This window comes from Pseudomonas sp. A39 (assembly GCF_058145955.1).
In genome coordinates this window covers 150,741-169,142 of sequence record NZ_JBYVMD010000009.1, presented here as the reverse complement: position 1 = coordinate 169,142, position 18,402 = coordinate 150,741, and the positions used below count along the sequence as shown (strand labels likewise).

Here is an 18,402-nt window from a genome sequence, read left to right as displayed (position 1 = left end):
CCTCGCCACAGGTCCAGCGCCATAGCCAGAATTGTGTAGATACCGAGGCCCCGATGGCGCTGAATCAGTCACCTGATGAATTGACTGACACACCGCTATCGGGGGCAAGCCCCCCTCCCACATTTGGATCGCGGGGTAACCGTTAGATTATGGTCAGCTGTCAGGCCGCCGGCGGGAGCAAGCTCCCTCGCCACAGGTCCAGCGCCATAGCCAGAATTGTGTAGATACCGAGGCCCCGATGGCGCTGAATCAGTCACCTGATGAATTGACTGACACACCGCTATCGGGGGCAAGCCCCCTCCCACATTTGGATCGCGGGGTAACCGTTAGATGGCGCTCGGCTGTCAGGCCGCCGGCGGGAGCAAGCTCCCTCGCCACAGGTGCAGCGCCATACCCAGGGTGGTGTAGATACCGATGCCTCGATGGCGCTGAACCAGTCACCTGATGAATCGACTGACACACCGCTATCGGGGGCAAGCCCCCTCCCACATTTGGATCGCGGTCAGCTGTCAGGCCGCCAGCGGGAGCAGGCCTAACTCACCACAGGTCCAGCCCACACCTACAGGACAATCAATAGATCAAGCTGAGGCCCGCCAGATCCAAACGCTGCACGTGCAGCTCCTGGGTGAGAATGCCAAGGGCAGTGTCGAGCATATCAAGCCGAAACACCCCGCTGACCTCGCGATCCCCCAGCGCCGAATCCGCCAGCACCACACGCCCAGGACGGTAGCGGTTAAGTTGCTCGATGACCTTTGCCAGCGGCTGGCGATCAAAGATCAACACACCGCGGCGCCAACTGGTGGCCCGCTCTACATCGAGCTGGTCGATGGGCACGATGCCCTCCTGGAGGTTGTAGCGTGCAGCCAGGCCCTCCTTAAGCACCCTGTCGGCCGGACCTTTTTTCGGGATAGCTTGCAGGGAAACTTCGACACTGTGCTCCAGCACCCCAACCCACGCCTGGCTATCGCCCTCGCGCGCCACCACAAACCGCGTGCCCAGCGCACGGGTTTGCCCCCCGGCGCTCTGCACCACAAACGGCCGGGTTTCCTGGCCCACCCTCGGCGCCACATCAAAGATCGCCGAGCCCTGGAGCAGACTGATACGGCGTTGCACACCGTCGTAGTCCAGGCGGATGGCACTGCCGGAATCCAGCTCTACGGTACTGCCATCGGCCAGGTGCACAGTGCGCACCTCGCCTTTCTGGGTGATGTAGTCGGCTTGCAGGCGCAACAACACGTCCGGCCCGCGCACCCAGCCAACACCGGCCACCACCACGACCAGCGCGACAGCCGCCGCACGTTGCCATGGCCTGCGTCGCTTGGACCGGCGCACCGGCAGCATCGCCGCCGGCGGGCGTTGACGCTGCAGCGGTTCGTCCTTGTACACCTCACCCAATGCGGCCCACGTCTGTTCGGCAAAGCGCAAGGCCGCTTCGTGGCGGCTGTCGCAGGCGATCCAATGCTGCAGCTCGGCCTGCTCCTGGTCGGTCAGGGCACCGGCGTGCAAGCGCACCGCCCACTCGGCGGCTGCCTCGGTAATGCTGTGCTGTTGCGGACCCTGGCTATTCACGTGTGAATCTCGAATTTTTCGTTATGTAACGCTGTGACGACTGACCTGGCATTTTTCGGTAATTCATTCGTCGGATGGCGCCACCTCGCCTTCCTGCAAGCGCTGCATCACGTAGGCCAACGCCTTGGCCAAGTGCTTTTGCACGGAACTGTCAGAAATGTCCAGGTGCCGGGCAACTTGGGCGTGGGTCATGCCTTCGATGCGGTTGAGACGGAAAATCTGCTGGGTGCGTTCCGGCAACTCCGCCAGTGCCTGCTTCAATGCCTGTCGCTGTTGCTGCGCCATTGCCTGAGCCTCCAACCCGGCCACGTCATCTTCAATCTCGGCCAGCGCCTCATGGGGCACGGAGTCTGTCTTGCGCCGTGCTTCCTGGCGAATATGGTCGATCAGCAGATTGCTCGCCGTTCGATAGAGATAGCCCTGGGAGTTGTCGATGCGCTCGCCGGCCGGTTTTTCCGCCAGGCGCAGGAAGCTCTCCTGCACCAGGTCTGCGGCCAACTGCGGGTCCCGTACCTTGCGCGCCAGATACCCGCGCAGGGTATCGGCGTGCTTGAGAAACAGGCCTTTGAGATCCACGTCCGACAAACCGACTCCCTGGAATGTTAAGGAAACAGGCGGGCATCTTAAGCGTTGTCGAGAATGATTTTCAATTGATATCTAATCTGATTCCAGCGCGTGAAGGGTCTGATTAACAGTTCGATAATCGAACAGATCCGCTGCCATCAATTGACCAAATTAACTAACCAGTACATTTTATCCCCACAACGAACAATAACTGTGGAGACCCTCCCTATGCCGCCCATCGTGCTGGTGCTCAACGGCCCCAACCTCAACCTGCTCGGCACCCGTGAGCCCGCCACCTATGGCCATGAAACCCTGGCCGATGTCGCTGCCCTGTGTGGCCGCAGCGCCGAACAGCTCGGGCTGAAAATCGAATTTCGCCAGACCAACCACGAAGGCGAATTACTCGACTGGATCCACGGCGCCCGCGCCCGTTGCGCCGGTATTGTGATCAACCCGGCAGCCTGGACGCACACGTCGGTGGCGATTCGCGATGCGCTGGTCGCCAGCGAAGTGCCGGTGATCGAAGTGCACCTGTCCAACGTGCATGCCCGTGAGGCGTTCCGTCATCACTCTTTCGTATCGCCCATCGCCAAGTCGGTGCTTGCCGGGTTCGGCAGCCATGGCTACCACCTGGCCCTGGAACATTTCAGCCACCTGCTCAAAGGGGCGGCCCGATGAAACCGCGCATTCTCGCCGGCTTGATCGGCAGCGGCATCCAGGCCTCGCGCACCCCTGCCCTGCATGAACAGGAAGGCGATGCCCAAGGTTTGCGCTACCTGTATCGCCTGATCGACCTTGAACCGCTGCGCCTGGACATCAATGCCCTGCCCGACTTGCTGGAGGCCGCCGAGCTCATGCACTTTACCGGGCTGAACATCACCTACCCGTGCAAGCAGGCAATCCTGCCATTGCTTGATGAATTGTCCGACGAAGCCCGGGGCATTGGCGCGGTTAACACGGTGGTGTTCAAGGACGGCAAACGCATCGGCCACAACACCGATTGCCTTGGGTTCGCCGAAGGGTTTCGGCGCAACTTGAACGACGTCGCCCGCCAACGCGTGGTGCAGATGGGCGCCGGCGGTGCAGGTGCAGCAGTGGCCCATGCGCTGCTGGCGGAAGGCGTGGAGCACTTGAGTATTTTCGATGTGGACGCCAGCCGAGCGCGCGACCTTGTGGATAACCTGGCTCAGCGCTTCGGCACGGGGCGTGCGCAGGTCGGCACACACTTGGAAAATGCGATGGCCGAGGCCGATGGTTTGGTCAACACCACACCGATGGGCATGGCCAAGTTGCCCGGCACGCCGGTGCCTGCATCCTTGTTGCGGGCTGAATTATGGGTCGCCGAAATCGTGTACTTCCCGCTGGAAACCCAACTGCTGCGCGACGCCCGCGCCTTGGGTTGCCGCACGCTGGATGGCGGCAACATGGCGGTGTTTCAGGCGGTGAAGGCGTTTGAGTTGTTCAGTGGAGAAGCGCCGGATGCACAGCGGATGCTGCTGCACTTCCAAAGCATGAATACCTGACGGTAGAAACCGGAGCAAAATGTGGGAGGGGGCTTGCCCCCGATGGCGGTGGATCAGCCACCTTATCAGGAACTGGCCTGCCGCAATCGGGGGCAAGCCCCCTCCCACATTTGATTGCATTCCAACCTGAGTACTCAGGCCTGCAGGTACCGCATCACCGACTCACAAATCATCTCGCGGTGCCGCTGCTTGATCGCCTCATCCGACAGTTCTATCTGAAAGATCTCACTGAACGTATGGCGGTTGGACACCCGGTAAAAGCTGAACGAATTGATCAGCAAGTGCACATCCAGCGGCTCCAACCCTTCCCGAAACACGCCCATCTCGGCCCCACGACGCAACGTCGCACCCAGCGCCTCGAGGATGTTGCTGTTCATCGCCTTGATCGAATCCGAACGCTTTACGTATTCGGCATTGTGGATATTTTCGATGCTGACGATGCGCACGAAATCCACGTTCTGGTCGTGGTGATCAAACGTGAACTCCACCAGCCGCCGAATAGCATCACGCGGTTCCAGGGCGGTGAGGTTCATGCGGGTTTCGGTGTTGCGGATGTCACCGTAGAGCTTCTCCAGCACCTCGACGTACAACTGTTCCTTACTGCCGAAGTAGTAATAGATCATGCGTTTGGAGGTGTGGATGCGCTCGGCGATCGCATCCACGCGAGCGCCGGAAAGGCCCTGCTGGACAAACTCGACAATGGCTTCCTGGAGTATGTTTTCGCGGGTCTTTTCCGGGTTGTTCTTCCGGCTCTTGCGGGGTGCCTCGGAGGTCATGGTGCGCTCACGGCCAGTGTTATGCAGGCGCTGATTATGGGCCGCGAGGCCTCCCGAAGGAAGCACCCGGCCAGCCGTTATAAACGCGCCTGGCGCACCGCACCGCTGCGCGATTTGGCCATCGCCGCCAGGCGCACCGCCACGTTGGCCGCGCCGTAGCCGGCATAACCGTTCTTGCGCTGGATGATCTCGAAGAAAAACCGCCCTTCAAACGGCTCGGTGTACACGTGAAATAACTCACCGCCTTGGGCGTCGCGGTCGTACAGCACGTTGTAGTACGCCAGCTCGCTGAGGAATTCGTCGTCGAAATCGAAACGCGCCGCCAGGTCATCGTAATAGTTGAGCGGAATATCCAGCAGCGGCACACCCGCGTCTTTGGCGCGGCGCACTTCGGCGAAAATATCCGCGCAGTCGAAGGCAATGTGGTGCACGCCCGAGCCGCGATAGCTCGACAGTGCGTGGGAAATGGCCGTGTTGCGGTTCTCGGAGATATTCAGCGGCAGGCGGATCGAACTGCAGCGGCTGCGCAGGGCGCGGCTTTTCACCAAGCCGTAAGGGTCAGGCAGCACCACTTCGTCGTCGGCTTCGAAATCCAGCAGGCTCTTGTAGAACAGCACCCAACTGTCGAGGCTGTCGGCCGGCAACGCCATGGCCATGTGGTCGATGCGCAACAAGCCGCCGCTGGTTGAAGCGGCGGGCTGCAGGTTGAAGTCGGTGTCGTACAGCCCGCCTTCGCTCGGGTCCACCAGGTAAATCAGGCTGCCATCCGGCGCGCGCACCGCCGCCAGCTCCAACTCGTTGGGCCCGACCAGGCCGCGATACGGCTGGCCCTTGTACGCCACAGCCCGCTCCAGCGCCTTCGCGCTGTCCTTGACCCGAATCGCGGTGGCGCACAACGACGGCCCGTGGGCTTCGAAAAAGTTGTGGGCAAACGAATAGGGTTCACAGTTGAGAATCAGGTTGATATCGCCCTGGCGCAACAGGCTCACGCTCTTGGAGCGATGCTGCCCAGCCTTGACGAACCCCAGGCGTTCCAACCAATGAGTGAGCTTGGCGCCGAGGCTTTCGTCCACGGCAAACTCGAGGAACTCGATGCCGTCGTATTCGCTGGCCGCCGGGGTATCAAACAGAATCTCGGCAGGTTGCGCGGGCGCTTCCTGTTTAAGGCGCTCGCGGGTTTTCTCTTCCAGGTACAGCAAGGAGCGCAGGCCATCCGCTGCGTTCGCCCGAGTTGGCGCGGCGCGGAAGCCGTCGTTGAAAATCTCCAGGGACAGTGGCCCGGTGTAGCCACTCTTGATGATCGGCGCGAGGAAACCCGCCAGGTCGAATTCGCCTTGGCCGGGGAAGCAGCGAAAATGCCGGCTCCACTCCAGGACGTCCATGGCCAGGACCGGCGCGTCGGCCATTTGCACGAAGAAAATCTTGTCGCCGGGGATGTCGGCAATGGCGCTCGGATCGCCCTTGAGCGACAGGGTGTGAAAGCTGTCGAGCAACACGCCCAGGCTGGGGTGATCGACCTGACGCACCAGGTTCCACACCTGTTGCCAGGTGTTCACATGCTTGCCCCAGGCCAAGGCTTCATAGCCGATACGCAGGCCACGGCGGCCAGCATGTTCGGCCAGCAGGCTCAAGTCATCCAGTAGAATGCGTTCATCGCCCACGCAATCAGCCGAGGCATTGCTGCACACCAGCACCAAGTCGGTGCCCAACTCCTGCATCAGGTCGAACTTGCGCTCGGCACGCTCGAGATTGCGCGCCAGGCGGTCACGGCGGCAACCTTCAAAGTCGCGGAACGGCTGGAACAACGTGATAGCAATGCCGAGGTCGGCGCACATCTGCCTAACTTCACGCGGGCTGCCATCGTAATACAGCAGATCGTTTTCGAAGATTTCGACGCCATCAAACCCGGCGGCCGCGATGGCTTCGAGTTTTTCCGGCAGGGTTCCGCTCAAGGAAACGGTGGCAATAGAGCGTTGCATGGGCGACTCCCGGCATTTGAGACTGGTCTTATTTACGGCAAATTATTGGCCGCTAAACTGTCGACAGCAATTAAAATGTACGAACCGGTTAGTTTTTGGTGCGATTATCGAACACTATGCCTGTTTGGCGAATTGACGATTTTTTAAGCGCTGCGCACCATCGATCCAGTAACAAAGACCCAGAACACACCATAAAAATTTCAAAAAACGGGTACAACCACATGCCTCTGCAAAACTCCGTCCTGGCCGACCGCCCGGGCAACCCGCACGCCGGCATCGGCGACAAGATCCGCGGCGCCCTGGCCGTGGGCAAAACGCGCTGGGGCATGCTGGCCCTGGTGTTTTTCGCCACCACCCTCAACTACATCGACCGCGCCGCACTGGGCGTGATGCAACCGATCCTGGCCAAAGAGATGAGCTGGACGGCGATGGACTACGCCAACATCAACTTCTGGTTCCAGGTCGGCTACGCCGTCGGCTTTGTGCTGCAAGGCCGCCTGATCGACCGGGTCGGCGTCAAACGCGTGTTCTTCTTCGCCGTACTGCTCTGGAGCCTCGCAACCGGCGCCCACGGCCTGGCCACCTCGGCGGTGGGCTTTATGGTCTGCCGCTTTATCCTCGGGTTGACCGAAGCCGCCAACTACCCGGCGTGCGTCAAGACCACGCGGTTGTGGTTCCCGGCGGGTGAACGTGCCGTGGCCACCGGCATCTTCAACGCCGGTACCAACGTCGGCGCGATGATGACCCCGATGCTGCTGCCGTTGATCCTGCATGTGTGGGGCTGGCAGGCGGCGTTCCTGTGCATGGCCTCGCTCGGTGCGATCTGGCTGGTGTTCTGGGGTTTGAAGTACTACAACCCGGAAGACCACCCTTCGGTCAAACAATCCGAATTGGACTACGTGCAGCAGCAAGTCGAGCCGGAACAACCGGGCGTCCCCTTCAGCCGTATCCTGCGGATGCGCGGCACCTGGGCCTTCGCCATCGCGTATGCCCTCACCGCGCCGGTGTTCTGGTTCTACCTGTATTGGCTGCCGCCGTTCCTGAACCAGCAATACAACCTGGGCATCAACGTGACCCAGATGGGCATTCCACTGATCATCATTTACCTGACCGCCGACTTCGGCAGCGTGGGGGGTGGGATTCTGTCGTCGTTCCTGATCGGCCGAGGCATGAACTCGATCAAGGCACGCCTGCTGTCGATGCTGCTGTTTGCCTGCTGCATCGTCGGCGTGATCATGGCCGCCGGTTCCAGCCAGCTGTGGGTCGCGGTGTTTGCCATCTCCCTGGCGATTGGTGCGCACCAGGCCTGGACCGCCAACATCTGGAGCCTGGTGATGGACTACACGCCCAAGCACATGATGAGTACGGTGTTTGGTTTCGGCGGCATGTGCGCGGCCATCGGCGGTATGTTCATGACCCAGATCGTCGGCCACATCCTCACCGTGACGAACAACAACTACACAGTGTTGTTCACCCTGATCCCAGCGATGTACTTCATTGCGCTGACCTGGATGTACTTCATGGCGCCGCGCAAGATCCCTACCGTAGACGTCTGAGCAACCGTCTGAGCTATCTGCGCCGCTGCTGCCAGGCAGCGGCCAACCCGCTCATGCAGATCACCCCGATGCCGACCACCGTGGTCACATCGGGGGTATGGTTGAACACCAGCCAGCCCAACAACCCCGCAAACACGATCTGGCAATAGCCGAACGGCGCCAGCAAAGCCGGCGCCGCGAAGCGAAACGCTTGGGTCAGCATCAAGTGCGCGGTCATGCCGCACGTGCCCAGGGCCAGCATCAACACGCCATGCCACAGCGTGGGGATCTGCCAGAAGAACGGCACCATGGCGCTCATCACCAAGGTATTGCACAGCCCGGCAAAGAAGTTGCTGGTGGTGGGGGTGTCGAACTTACTCAAGATGCGCGTGAGCAGTTGGTAAAAGCAGAAGAACAGCGCCGAACACAGCGGCAACAACACCGCCGGCGTGAAAAGTTCGCCGCCTGGATGGATGATCACCAGCACCCCGATAAAGCCACAGATCACCGCCAGCCATTGGCCGCGTGTCACATGCTCACCCAGCAGCGGCACCGACAGCGCCGTCACCAGGATGGGTGCCAGGAAGTTCACTGCCGTGGCTTCAGCCAAGGGGATGTAATGCAGCGCCGCCGTGAAGAACAAGCTGGTGCCCAGCAGACACAGCGCCCGCACCACCTGCATCCCCGGCCGTTTGCTGCGCAGTACGCGCAACCCCGATTGCGGCAGGAAAATGCCGGCCATCAACAAGGTGTGCACCAGGTAGCGCGCCCACACCACCATCACGATCGGGTAGAACCCGGCCAGGTATTTGGACAGGGCATCGTGGCTGGAGAACAGGAACGTCGCCAGTACAATCAGCAGAATGCCTTTGAAAGGATGGTTGATGCCGGAAAGGGGGGTACTGACAGTCATTGGATTCTCTTGCGTGGCGAGCTGAACGCTGAGCACTGAACGAAGCAGCGCTCAACCCGGTAATCTAGCAGCCGGGCCGGAGTCTGCCCCAAGAGCATAACCAAACACCGGGCGAACAGCGCACTAAATCACGGGATTCGAGTCCAACGCTGCACGATTGCCCTCGCGCTGTACACTTTTTAACCAAGGCCTTGCCGCTATGAAAAAAACGTTTTTTATTCTGTCTGCCCTTGCTGTGCTGACTGCCTGTAATCAGGAATCCAAGGAAGCGCCAAAACCCGCACCGGCGTCCGTACAAGCGACCCTCGTGCCGCAAACGCCGCCTACCGACAAATGGGTGGGCAAGTGGATCGGCGTCGAAGGCCTGTACCTGACCATCGCCAAGGACGACAGCATCGGCCGTGGTCACTACCTCCTCACCATGCAATACGGCCTCGACGCCGATGACGCCGGCACCTTCAAAGGTGAGGCCAATGAAGACGGCATCGCCTTCAACCGTCCGGACGGCCCACAACTGCTGCGCGCCGGTGACGGTGAAGCCACCGGGCTGAAATGGCTGGCGGATAAAAAGGACTGCCTGATTGTCGATACCGGCGAAGGGTATTGCCGCTAATAACGGCCATACTCAACCAACATCCCTGTAGGACCGTTCATCAAGAGGATTGCCCCATGCTATGGAAAAAAGGCCGACGCAGCGACAACGTGGTGGATGCCCGCGATGACAGTGGCGGGGGTGGCGGCGGCATGCGCTTTGGGGGCGGTAAAGGCTTGAGCCTGACGGCGATCGTGCTGATCGTCGGCATCGGCTGGATGACCGGCCAGGACCCGTTGCAGATCCTCGGCCAACTGACCGGCCAGATGGAACAGGCGCCCTCGGTGAGCACCCAATCGCGCCAGGCGCCGCCGGCCAACGATGAACAAGCCGATTTTGTACGGGCCGTGTTGGGCGATACCGAGGACACCTGGGGCCAGGTGTTCAAGGAAAACGGCCTGGCGTACAAGAACCCGAAACTGATTCTGTTCCGTGGCCGGGTCAACTCCGCCTGCGGTGGCGCCACCTCGGCCAGTGGCCCGTTCTATTGCCCGGCTGACCAACAGGTGTACCTGGACCTGGATTTCTTCCGGGAAATGTCGCAACGCTTCCAGGCCGCCGGCGACTTCGCCCAGGCCTATGTGATCGCCCACGAAGTCGGGCACCACGTGCAGACACTGCTGGGCATTTCGTCGAAGATCCAGGCCGCACGCCAGCAAGGCCGCCAGATGCAAGGCGACGGCGGCCTGTTGGTGCGCCAGGAGCTGCAAGCCGACTGCTTCGCCGGGGCGTGGGCCAACCGTGCGCAAAAGCGCCTGAACTGGCTGGAACCCGGTGACATTGAGGAAGCACTGAATGCGGCCAACGCCATTGGCGATGACCGCTTGCAGCAACAGGGTCAAGGGCGCGTCGTGCCGGACTCGTTTACCCACGGCACCTCGGCGCAGCGCGTGCGCTGGTTCAAGACCGGCTTCGCCCAGGGCCAGATCACTCAATGCGACACCTTTGCCGCCAAGAGCCTCTAGATGAATAAACGATTGGGATTGCTGCTGGGTGCGCTAGTCACCTGTTCCGCCTTGGCCGCCGAGCCTGTCGTAAAAGAGCATGGCGTCAAAGAAGTCAGTCCCGATCGTTTACACCTGGAGGCCGGCGACCTCAGCCTGGGCTTGAGCCAGGACTGGCGACAGCCACTGCCCACGGTCACCCGCGCCTTGATCATCGTGCACGGCCGCCTGCGCAACGCGCAGACCTACCTGCAAAGCGGTGAAGATGCCGCCGAGCAAGCCGGGCTTACTGCCAGCACGCTGGTGATCGCGCCGCAGTTTCTCAACGCGTCCGACGTGAAGCGCAACCACCTGGGCCACTCGGTACTGCGTTGGAAGGGCAACGACTGGATGGCCGGCGAGCCCTCGACCGGACCGGGCCAAATCAGTTCCTACGGCGCGCTGGACCAGATTATCAAGCACCTGGGCAACCGCACATTGTTCCCGGCGCTGAAAGAAATCGTGGTCGCCGGCCACTCCGGCGGCGGCCAGGTGGTGCAGCGTTTCGCCCTCACGGGCCACGACCACCCGATGCTGCAGACCGAAGGCATCAGCCTGCGCTACGTGGTGGCCAACCCGTCGTCCTACGCCTACTTCAGCCCGCAGCGCCCGGTGAAGTTCGACACCGCCAGTTGCCCCGGCTTCAACGACTGGAAATACGGCATGCAAAACCTGCCGGACTACGCCAAGGGTCAGCGCGCCGAGCAGCTTGAAAACACGTACGTGTCACGCAACATCACCTACCTGCTGGGCCAGCAAGACACCGACCCGAACCATCCCGCGCTGGATAAAAGCTGCGCCGCCGAGACCCAGGGCGCGTATCGCCTGATTCGCGGGCACAACTATTTTGACTACCTCAAGCAGCGGCATCCGCAGTTGAGCCATAGGCTGGTGGAGGTGCCGGGGGTGGGGCACAACGGGGATGGGATGTTTACGTCGCCGGAAGGCCAGAAAGTACTCTTCGGGAAATAACTGCCAAAATCGGATTAAACATATGGGAGGGGGCAAGCCCCCTCCCACATTTGATTGTCAGCGTATGGGCTGGATCATCCGGCGCAGCACCGCACAATCCTCGGCATGCCAATCCGCCAATTCAGGCCAGGGATTTTCCGGCAGGTTCACCAACACCGTCCGCGCCCCCGCCGCCCGGCCACAGTCCAGGTCAAAGCGATAATCGCCGACCATCACCATCTCGCTCGGCGCCACGTCCCAGGCCGCTGCCAGTTTCAGCAAACCACCCGGGTCCGGCTTCGGCGGCGCATCTTCACGCCCCAGCACATCCTCGACGGCAAAGCAGTCCGCCAGGCCAATCGCCTCCAGCGTGATATGCGCCAATTCCCGCGCATTACGGGTCAGGACACCCAGGCGATCACCACGCCCGGCCAGCTCGCGCACCAGTTCCACTGCACCTTCAGCCGCGACGGAACCCTGCGCCAGCTCCCGTTCATGCTCCAGCAGCCAGGCATGCTTGGCCGCCGCGACCTCCGCCGGCAATGCCGCCAAGTGAGTGAGGATGTCGTCCTCGGGTGGAATCTCCAGCGCCACGCGAATGGCCGCAAAGTCATGCACGGCCACCGTGAGGGTGCCGTCCATGTCGAACACCCAGTGCCTGACGTCCGCCAGGCTCATGCCCAATCCTTGCGATGACGAATCAAACCTTCCTGCGTCACCGAGGCCACCAATTGCCCGGCGCGGTTGTACACGCTGCCACGGGAGAACCCACGGGAATTACCGGCCCACGGGCTGTCCATGGCATACAGCAGCCAATCATCGGCACGCAGGTCGGCATGGAACCACAACGCGTGGTCGAGGCTGGCGACTTGCATGTCTTTCTGCCACACGGTCTTGCCGTGGGGCAGCAAGGAGGTGGTCAGCAGGCCGAAGTCCGAGGCGTAGGCCAGCAGGTACTTATGCAGCGCAGGTGTGTCGGCCAGGGCGCCGTCGGCGCGGAACCACACGTATTTGACCGGGTCGGAGGGCTGCGGGTTGAACGGGTCTTTCTCGGTCACCGGGCGCACTTCGATCGGTTTGGGGCACAGCAGCTTGTCGCGCATGTGCTCGGGGATCAGGTGCGCCCGCTGCTGGGTCAGTTCCAGCTCCGACGGCAAGTTTTCCGGACCGACCACTACGGGCATGGTGGTCTGGTGATCGAAGCCTTGTTCGTCGTATTGGAACGAAGTGGTGCAGGTGAAGATCGGGTGGCCCTTCTGGATCGCCGTCACGCGGCGCGTACTGAAACTGCCACCGTCGCGCACGCGGTCCACCGAGTACACCACCGGCAACTTCGCGTCGCCAGGGCGCAGGAAATAACCGTGCAGGGAATGCACATGCCGCGCTTCTTCTACGGTCTGGCTGGCTGCCGACAACGACTGGCCGAGCACCTGGCCACCAAACAATTGGCGAAAGCCCAGGTCCTGGCTGCGGCCGCGAAAGAGGTTTTCCTCGATCGGCTCCAGGGTCAGCAAGTCCACCAGATCTTCCAATACTTGGCTCATAGAGCAACTCCTAAAATCTACGGGGCATTCCGGGCTGCCTATCCGTGCAGCGTGTCCAACCATTGGGCGCGGGTGATGCGATACAAAACATGATGGCGCAGCGGGTCATCGGCTGCGACCTTGGGGTGTTCAAAATCTGCCAGCGGATCGTAATGCATACCGATGGCCTGCATGACTTTTTGTGATGGCAGATTGGCTTCGGTGGTGAACGCGACGATTTCGTCCAACTGCAAACGGTCGAAACCACAGCGCAACGCCGTCCAGGCCGCCTCGCTGGCGTATCCCAGGCCCCAGTGCTCGCGGGCCAGGCGCCAGCCGATTTCCACCGCCGGGGTAAAGTCGGTTTCAAAGCTGACATTCGCCAGCCCGGTGAGGCCGATGAATTCACCCGTGTCCTTGCGCTGTAACGCCCACAGGCCAAAGCCGTATTCGGCGAAGTGGCCGCGAATCCGGCCGATCAAGGCGGCGCTTTCCAGGTGGCTCAACGTGGCCGGGAAATAGCGCATCACCTGCGGGTCGGCGCACATGCGTGCAAATTCCAGCAGGTCGCTGTCGCGCCATTGGCGCAGCACCAGGCGTGCACTTTCCAATTCAAGTATCGGCTCCATGGGTCCCCTCCCTTGCCATGTGCGTGAGTGTACCGCGCTGTTAAGATCCCTCGCAGGTTCCCGTCAGAAAATCCCATGCCTTTGCCATTGATCTACCACGATGACTACAGCCCCGAGTTCCCGGCGGAACATCGGTTCCCCATGGACAAATTCCGCCTGTTGCGCGACCACCTGGTGGACAGTGGCCTGACCGAGGACAGCCAATTGCTGCGCCCGCAACTGTGCCCAGCGCAGATTCTGGCCCTGGCCCATGACACGGGGTATATCGAACGCTACATGAGTGGCGAACTGTCCCGCGAAGACCAGCGCCGCCTCGGCCTGCCGTGGAACGAAGCCCTGGCCCGGCGCACCGTGCGTGCGGTCGGCGGCTCGATTCTCGCGGCAGAACAGGCGCTGGAACACGGCCTGGCGTGCCACCTGGCGGGCGGCACCCACCACGCCCATTACGATTACCCCGCGGGCTTTTGCATCTTCAATGACCTGGCGGTGATCAGCCATTACCTGCTGGCCAGCGGCCGGGTCAACCGCGTGCTGATCTTCGATTGCGACGTGCACCAAGGCGACGGCACCGCGCGCATCCTCCACGACACGCCGGATGCCATCACCGTGTCGCTGCACTGCGAAAAGAACTTCCCTGCACGCAAGGCCCAGAGCGACTGGGACATTCCGCTGCCCATGGGCATGGGCGATGCCGATTACCTCAAGGTGGTGGACGACGCGCTCAACTACCTGCTGCCGCTGTATCAACCGGACCTGGTGCTCTACGACGCCGGCGTCGATGTGCATAAGGACGACGCCCTCGGTTACCTCAAGCTGACAGACGCCGGCGTCGCCGCCCGCGACGAAAGCGTGATGCGCCACTGCCTGGGCCGCGATATTCCGGTGATGGGTGTGATCGGCGGCGGCTACAGCAAGGACCGCCCCGCCCTGGCCCGTCGCCACGGCATCCTGCACCACAGTGCGCAACGGGTGTGGACGTCATCAGGTTGTCACTGAATCGTGGGCGTTACCCACATTGCCTGTGGAACCACCTGTGGATAACTTGAGCGTAAGCCTCTGAAAGCGAGCAGCCGTAAGGCTTGTAGGAAAGTGTACGTTTTTTGATCAGGCAGCCACGCTGTCGTCGGGTAGAATACGCGGCCTATTCAAGCCACCAAAGCCCTGCCCATGCCCCAGACCTCACCTCACCACGTCACCCTGATCGGTGGCGGCCCTGCCGGGCTGATGGCTGCCGAAGTCCTGAGCCAAGCGGGCGTGCGCGTGGACCTGTACGACGGCATGCCCTCGGTGGGGCGCAAATTCCTGCTGGCCGGCGTGGGCGGCATGAACATCACCCACTCCGAGGCGTACCCGGCGTTTTTGTCGCGGTATGCCGAACGTGCGCCGCACATGGCGCCGCTGCTGCGTGGGTTTGGCGCCGAGGCGTTGTGCGAATGGATTCACGGCCTGGGCATCGAGACCTTCGTCGGCACCTCCGGCCGAGTATTCCCGACCGATATGAAAGCCGCCCCGCTGCTGCGCGCCTGGCTCAAGCGCCTGCGCGATCAAGGCGTGGTTATCCACACCCGGCATCGTTGGGTGGGGTGGAATGCAGAGGGTGGTTTACTTATCCACAGCCCGGACGGCGATAAAGTTGTCCACAGCGACGCCGTGCTGCTGGCGTTGGGCGGTGGCAGTTGGTCGCGCCTGGGTTCCGACGGTGCCTGGCTCAAGCTGCTGGAAGACAAAGGTGTGCCCTACGCCCCCTTGCAACCGAGCAACTGCGGCTTCGAGGTGTCGGCCTGGAGCGAATTGATGGTCAGCAAATTCGCCGGCGCGCCGCTGAAGAACGTTGCCATTGGGCTGGCGGATGACAAGCCTCGGCTGGGCGAATGCGTGGTCACGGCGACCGGTATCGAAGGCAGTTTGATCTATGCACTGTCGGCGCCGATTCGTGAGGCGATCAATCGCAACGGTTCGGCCACCGTGCATATCGACTTGCTGCCGAGCAAGCCGCTGGACAAGGTCCAGGCCGCCTTGGCCAAGCCGCGGGGTTCACGTTCGATGAGCAAGCATTTGCACAGTCAGTTGGGGTTGGAGGGGGTGAAGGCCGCGCTGTTGCGTGAGTTGGCACCGGCCGAGCACTTCAATGACCCGGTGCAACTGGCGGTGGATATCAAGGCCTTGCCGTTGACGCTGGTGAAGACACGGCCAATGGATGAGGCAATCAGTACGGCGGGCGGGGTGCCGTTTGAGGCGCTGGATGAGCGCTTGATGCTCAAGCAGTTGCCGGGGGTGTTTTGTGCGGGGGAGATGCTGGATTGGGAAGCGCCGACCGGGGGCTACCTACTGACAGGATGCTTTGCCAGCGGAAGGGCGGCTGGGCGGGGGATGTTGGAGTGGCTTAAGCGCTGAGATGTGTGGTGAATCCAGAGCCGGCATCGCAGGCAAGCCAGCTCCCACATTTTGATGTGTGAATACAGTCAAATGTGGGAGGGGCGGTGCGACGATTCGACTTGCCCCCGATGAGGCCATCAGCAGCGCCGAAAAATCACTTCTTCTTACGCGGCCCAGTATTGAACACCGGCACCTTGCGCACCGGCTTGATCGAAGGCTCCACCGGCGCCGCATCCCCGCTGTCCACCCACTTACCCAGGTTGCGCTTACCGCCACCCCCCGACGTTTTAGGCTTCTTCGGTTTTTTCGGCTTCTTCACCACCTGCCCACTGGCGTCGGTGTCCGGCACACGGTGCTCCGGTTCGAAGTCCGGCTCCATCTTGCGGGTCAGGGTCTGACGCGTGAGCATCTCGATCGCCGACAGCATGTTCACTTCATCGGCACACACCAGGGAAATCGCCTCGCCGGTGTTGCCCGCACGCCCGGTACGACCGATGCGGTGGATGTAATCCTCGGCCACGATCGGCAGGTCGAAGTTGACCACCAGCGGCAAATCTTCGATGTCCAGGCCACGGGCCGCCACGTCGGTGGCCACCAGGATCTGCACTTCGCTCGACTTGAAGCGGTCCAGCGCACGTTGGCGGGTGGCTTGTGGTTTGTCGCCGTGGATACCGTCGGCGTTGATGCCCAGGCCTTGCAACTTATCCACCAGCGCATCCACGCCGTTACGGGTCTTGGCGAACACCAGCACCTGCTTCCAGCGGCCTTTGCGCATCAAGTGCACAAACAGCTCCGGCTTGCGCTTCTTGTCCACCGGCACCACCCACTGCTTCACGGTGTTGGCGGCGACGTTGCGCGGGCTGACTTCGATGGTCAGCGGGTCGTTGAGCATCTGCCCGGCCAGCAGGCGGATCTCATCGGAAAAGGTCGCGGAGAATAGCAGGGTCTGGCGCTTTTTCGGCAACATGCGGTAGATGTTCGCCAGCTCTTCGGAGAAGCCCAGGTCGAGCATGCGGTCGGCTTCATCCAGCACCAGGGTTTGCAGCTGGTTGAGTTTCAGCGCGTTCTGGCGGAACAGGTCGATCAGGCGGCCAGGCGTGGCGACCAGAATATCGACACCTTTGCGCAGCTTCATCATCTGCGGGTTGATGCTCACGCCGCCGTACACCGCGTAGGTGGTGAGTGGCAGGTGTTGGGCGTACTCGGCGACGCTGGCATGAACCTGCTCGGCCAGCTCGCGGGTCGGGCACAGGATCAGCGCGCGCGCCGAGTTGGCGGCGACTTTCGGCCCTTCGGTGGTCAACAGTTGCAGCAGCGGCACGGCAAAACCGGCGGTCTTGCCAGTGCCGGTCTGGGCCGCGGCCATCAGGTCGCGACCGGCCAGCACCGCCGGAATGGCTTGCGCCTGCACCGGCGTCGGGGTCTGGTAGCCAAGCGTCTCAAGGGCGCGCAGCAAGGGTTCGATCAGGCCAAGGGTGGCGAAAGTCATGTATTTACCGTAGGAAAAATTCAGCGCAAGGGCGTAATGCGCCGCAGTTTACCTTATTTCCGGCTTGGGCTTTCGCCACTGGGGCAAGCTGATCAGCAGCACCGCGCTGATGATCACCAACATCGCCAAGGCTTCTTCCAGGCCGATGGTCTCGCCGATAAACACGATCCCCAGCAACACCGCCACTGCGGGGTTGACGTAGGCATAACTGGTCGCCGCTGCGGGGCGTACGTGCTTGAGCAGGTACATATAAGCGTTGAAGGCGATGATCGAGCCGAACACGGCCAGGTACGCCAGGGCCAGCCAGCCTTCCAGCGGCGGCATGGCTTGCAGGCGTTCGCCGGTGAGCGCGCTGGCGATCAACAGCGTCACGCCGGCCACCAGCATTTCCGCAGCGCTGGCCATGGCTCCCGGTGGCAACGGCAGGCGCCGACTCCACACCGAACCAAACGCCCACGACGCCGCAGCAAACAGCAGCAAAGCAGCACCCATCGGGCTCGATTGCAACGTGCTGCCCATATTGAGCATAGCGATGCCGATCATCCCCAAGATCACGCCCGCCCATTCCAGCCGGGTATTGCGCGCGCCCCAGAAATAACCGCACAACAACGTGAACAGCGGTACGGTCGCCACCGCCAGTGCCGCCACGCCGGACGACACGCCAGTGTGCTCGGCCACACTCACTGCGCCATTGCCGAAGGTCAGCAGCAAAATGCCAATCTTGGCCGCCGCCTTCCACTGCTCCCACGTCGGCGCCGGCGCTCCACGCCAGCGCAAAAACCCGTACATCGCCGCACCCGCCACCAGAAAACGAATCCCGCCCAGCATCAGCGGCGGCCAGTACTCCACGCCGATGCGAATCACCAAATAGGTGGACCCCCAAATCACATACAACGCAAAAAAGGCAGCGATCAACGGTAAGGGGAAGCGACGTGGGCCAGGCATTGGGTAGCTCTGCGGCATGAGATAGGAGGCTTATTCTAAAAAAGCAGGTCGTTAA

General features: G+C 61.7%; 18 protein-coding genes. 8 read left to right on the top strand and 10 right to left on the bottom strand.

Features of this window, described 5'->3' with window-relative positions:
• Positions 1–570 precede the first annotated feature (570 nt).
• Complete coding sequence (locus AC3ZU9_RS09950; RefSeq protein ID WP_490090650.1) at positions 571–1,569, bottom strand: FecR family protein; 999 nt, start codon at positions 1,567–1,569, stop codon at positions 571–573.
• Positions 1,570–1,632: 63 nt separating this feature from the next.
• The gene (locus tag AC3ZU9_RS09945; protein ID WP_015886011.1) at positions 1,633–2,154 is read right to left on the bottom strand and encodes an RNA polymerase sigma factor; all 522 of its coding nucleotides are present in this window, start codon (positions 2,152–2,154) and stop codon (positions 1,633–1,635) included.
• A 207-nt stretch (positions 2,155–2,361) separates the two neighbouring features.
• Between AC3ZU9_RS09945 and aroQ the strand changes: the two genes are divergently transcribed.
• Together aroQ and AC3ZU9_RS09935 are read left to right on the top strand one after the other, a co-directional pair.
• Entirely contained in the window at positions 2,362–2,811 is a 450-nt protein-coding gene (aroQ, locus tag AC3ZU9_RS09940) for a type II 3-dehydroquinate dehydratase (protein WP_015886012.1), read from the top strand.
• A complete protein-coding gene (locus AC3ZU9_RS09935) occupies positions 2,808–3,656 on the top strand; it encodes a shikimate dehydrogenase (protein ID WP_236381415.1) in 849 nt (282 codons plus the stop codon). Before aroQ ends, AC3ZU9_RS09935 begins: the two co-directional genes overlap by 4 nt.
• A gap of 134 nt (positions 3,657–3,790) precedes the next feature.
• On the opposite strand, the gene AC3ZU9_RS09930 is transcribed toward AC3ZU9_RS09935, so the two are convergent.
• Both AC3ZU9_RS09930 and quiC read right to left on the bottom strand, forming a co-directional pair.
• Entirely contained in the window at positions 3,791–4,432 is a 642-nt protein-coding gene (locus AC3ZU9_RS09930; RefSeq protein ID WP_043205941.1) for a TetR/AcrR family transcriptional regulator, read from the bottom strand.
• Positions 4,433–4,509: 77 nt separating this feature from the next.
• Positions 4,510–6,411 (bottom strand): 3-dehydroshikimate dehydratase QuiC, encoded by a 1,902-nt coding sequence (gene quiC, locus AC3ZU9_RS09925; protein ID WP_015886015.1) that lies wholly within the window; start codon positions 6,409–6,411, stop codon positions 4,510–4,512.
• Between the two features lie 221 nt (positions 6,412–6,632).
• Here quiC and AC3ZU9_RS09920 point away from each other — a divergent pair, with 221 nt between their 5' ends.
• Positions 6,633–7,967 (top strand): MFS transporter, encoded by a 1,335-nt coding sequence (locus AC3ZU9_RS09920; RefSeq protein WP_015886016.1) that lies wholly within the window; start codon positions 6,633–6,635, stop codon positions 7,965–7,967.
• Between the two features lie 13 nt (positions 7,968–7,980).
• Here AC3ZU9_RS09920 and AC3ZU9_RS09915 read toward each other — a convergent pair whose 3' ends face one another.
• The gene (locus AC3ZU9_RS09915; protein ID WP_046036589.1) at positions 7,981–8,859 is read right to left on the bottom strand and encodes a DMT family transporter; all 879 of its coding nucleotides are present in this window, start codon (positions 8,857–8,859) and stop codon (positions 7,981–7,983) included.
• Between the two features lie 199 nt (positions 8,860–9,058).
• Here AC3ZU9_RS09915 and AC3ZU9_RS09910 point away from each other — a divergent pair, with 199 nt between their 5' ends.
• From AC3ZU9_RS09910 to AC3ZU9_RS09900, 3 genes are read left to right on the top strand one after another with little or no spacing between them, the layout of a single operon-like run.
• Positions 9,059–9,472, top strand: a complete 414-nt coding sequence (locus AC3ZU9_RS09910) for a membrane lipoprotein lipid attachment site-containing protein (RefSeq protein WP_490090649.1) — start codon at positions 9,059–9,061, stop codon at positions 9,470–9,472.
• Positions 9,473–9,528: 56 nt separating this feature from the next.
• Positions 9,529–10,416 carry a KPN_02809 family neutral zinc metallopeptidase gene (gene ypfJ, locus AC3ZU9_RS09905; RefSeq protein ID WP_490090648.1) on the top strand — a complete coding sequence of 296 codons (888 nt, stop codon included), beginning with the start codon at positions 9,529–9,531 and terminating at the stop codon, positions 10,414–10,416.
• Positions 10,417–11,406 (top strand): hypothetical protein, encoded by a 990-nt coding sequence (locus AC3ZU9_RS09900; RefSeq protein ID WP_102060223.1) that lies wholly within the window; start codon positions 10,417–10,419, stop codon positions 11,404–11,406. It begins immediately after the preceding gene.
• A gap of 57 nt (positions 11,407–11,463) precedes the next feature.
• Here AC3ZU9_RS09900 and AC3ZU9_RS09895 read toward each other — a convergent pair whose 3' ends face one another.
• Genes AC3ZU9_RS09895 through AC3ZU9_RS09885 form a run of 3 tightly spaced genes read right to left on the bottom strand, consistent with a single transcriptional unit; the run spans position 11,464 to position 13,537 of the window.
• Entirely contained in the window at positions 11,464–12,063 is a 600-nt protein-coding gene (locus AC3ZU9_RS09895; protein ID WP_093544242.1) for an HAD family hydrolase, read from the bottom strand.
• Positions 12,060–12,929: an acyl-CoA thioesterase II gene (tesB, locus tag AC3ZU9_RS09890; protein WP_015886022.1), complete on the bottom strand. Its 870-nt coding sequence runs from the start codon at positions 12,927–12,929 to the stop codon at positions 12,060–12,062. The genes AC3ZU9_RS09895 and tesB overlap by 4 nt, the downstream gene beginning before the upstream one ends.
• 38 nt (positions 12,930–12,967) lie before the next feature.
• Entirely contained in the window at positions 12,968–13,537 is a 570-nt protein-coding gene (locus tag AC3ZU9_RS09885; protein WP_015886023.1) for a GNAT family N-acetyltransferase, read from the bottom strand.
• Positions 13,538–13,612: 75 nt separating this feature from the next.
• Here AC3ZU9_RS09885 and AC3ZU9_RS09880 point away from each other — a divergent pair, with 75 nt between their 5' ends.
• Both AC3ZU9_RS09880 and AC3ZU9_RS09875 read left to right on the top strand, forming a co-directional pair.
• Complete coding sequence (locus tag AC3ZU9_RS09880) at positions 13,613–14,533, top strand: histone deacetylase family protein (protein ID WP_015886024.1); 921 nt, start codon at positions 13,613–13,615, stop codon at positions 14,531–14,533.
• 171 nt (positions 14,534–14,704) lie between these two features.
• Complete coding sequence (locus AC3ZU9_RS09875) at positions 14,705–15,931, top strand: TIGR03862 family flavoprotein (RefSeq protein ID WP_490090647.1); 1,227 nt, start codon at positions 14,705–14,707, stop codon at positions 15,929–15,931.
• A 136-nt stretch (positions 15,932–16,067) separates the two neighbouring features.
• On the opposite strand, the gene rhlE1 is transcribed toward AC3ZU9_RS09875, so the two are convergent.
• Entirely contained in the window at positions 16,068–17,402 is a 1,335-nt protein-coding gene (rhlE1, locus tag AC3ZU9_RS09870; RefSeq protein WP_015886026.1) for an RNA helicase RhlE1, read from the bottom strand.
• Positions 17,403–17,450: 48 nt separating this feature from the next.
• Complete coding sequence (gene yedA / locus AC3ZU9_RS09865; RefSeq protein ID WP_015886027.1) at positions 17,451–18,347, bottom strand: drug/metabolite exporter YedA; 897 nt, start codon at positions 18,345–18,347, stop codon at positions 17,451–17,453.
• Positions 18,348–18,402: the final 55 nt, after the last annotated feature.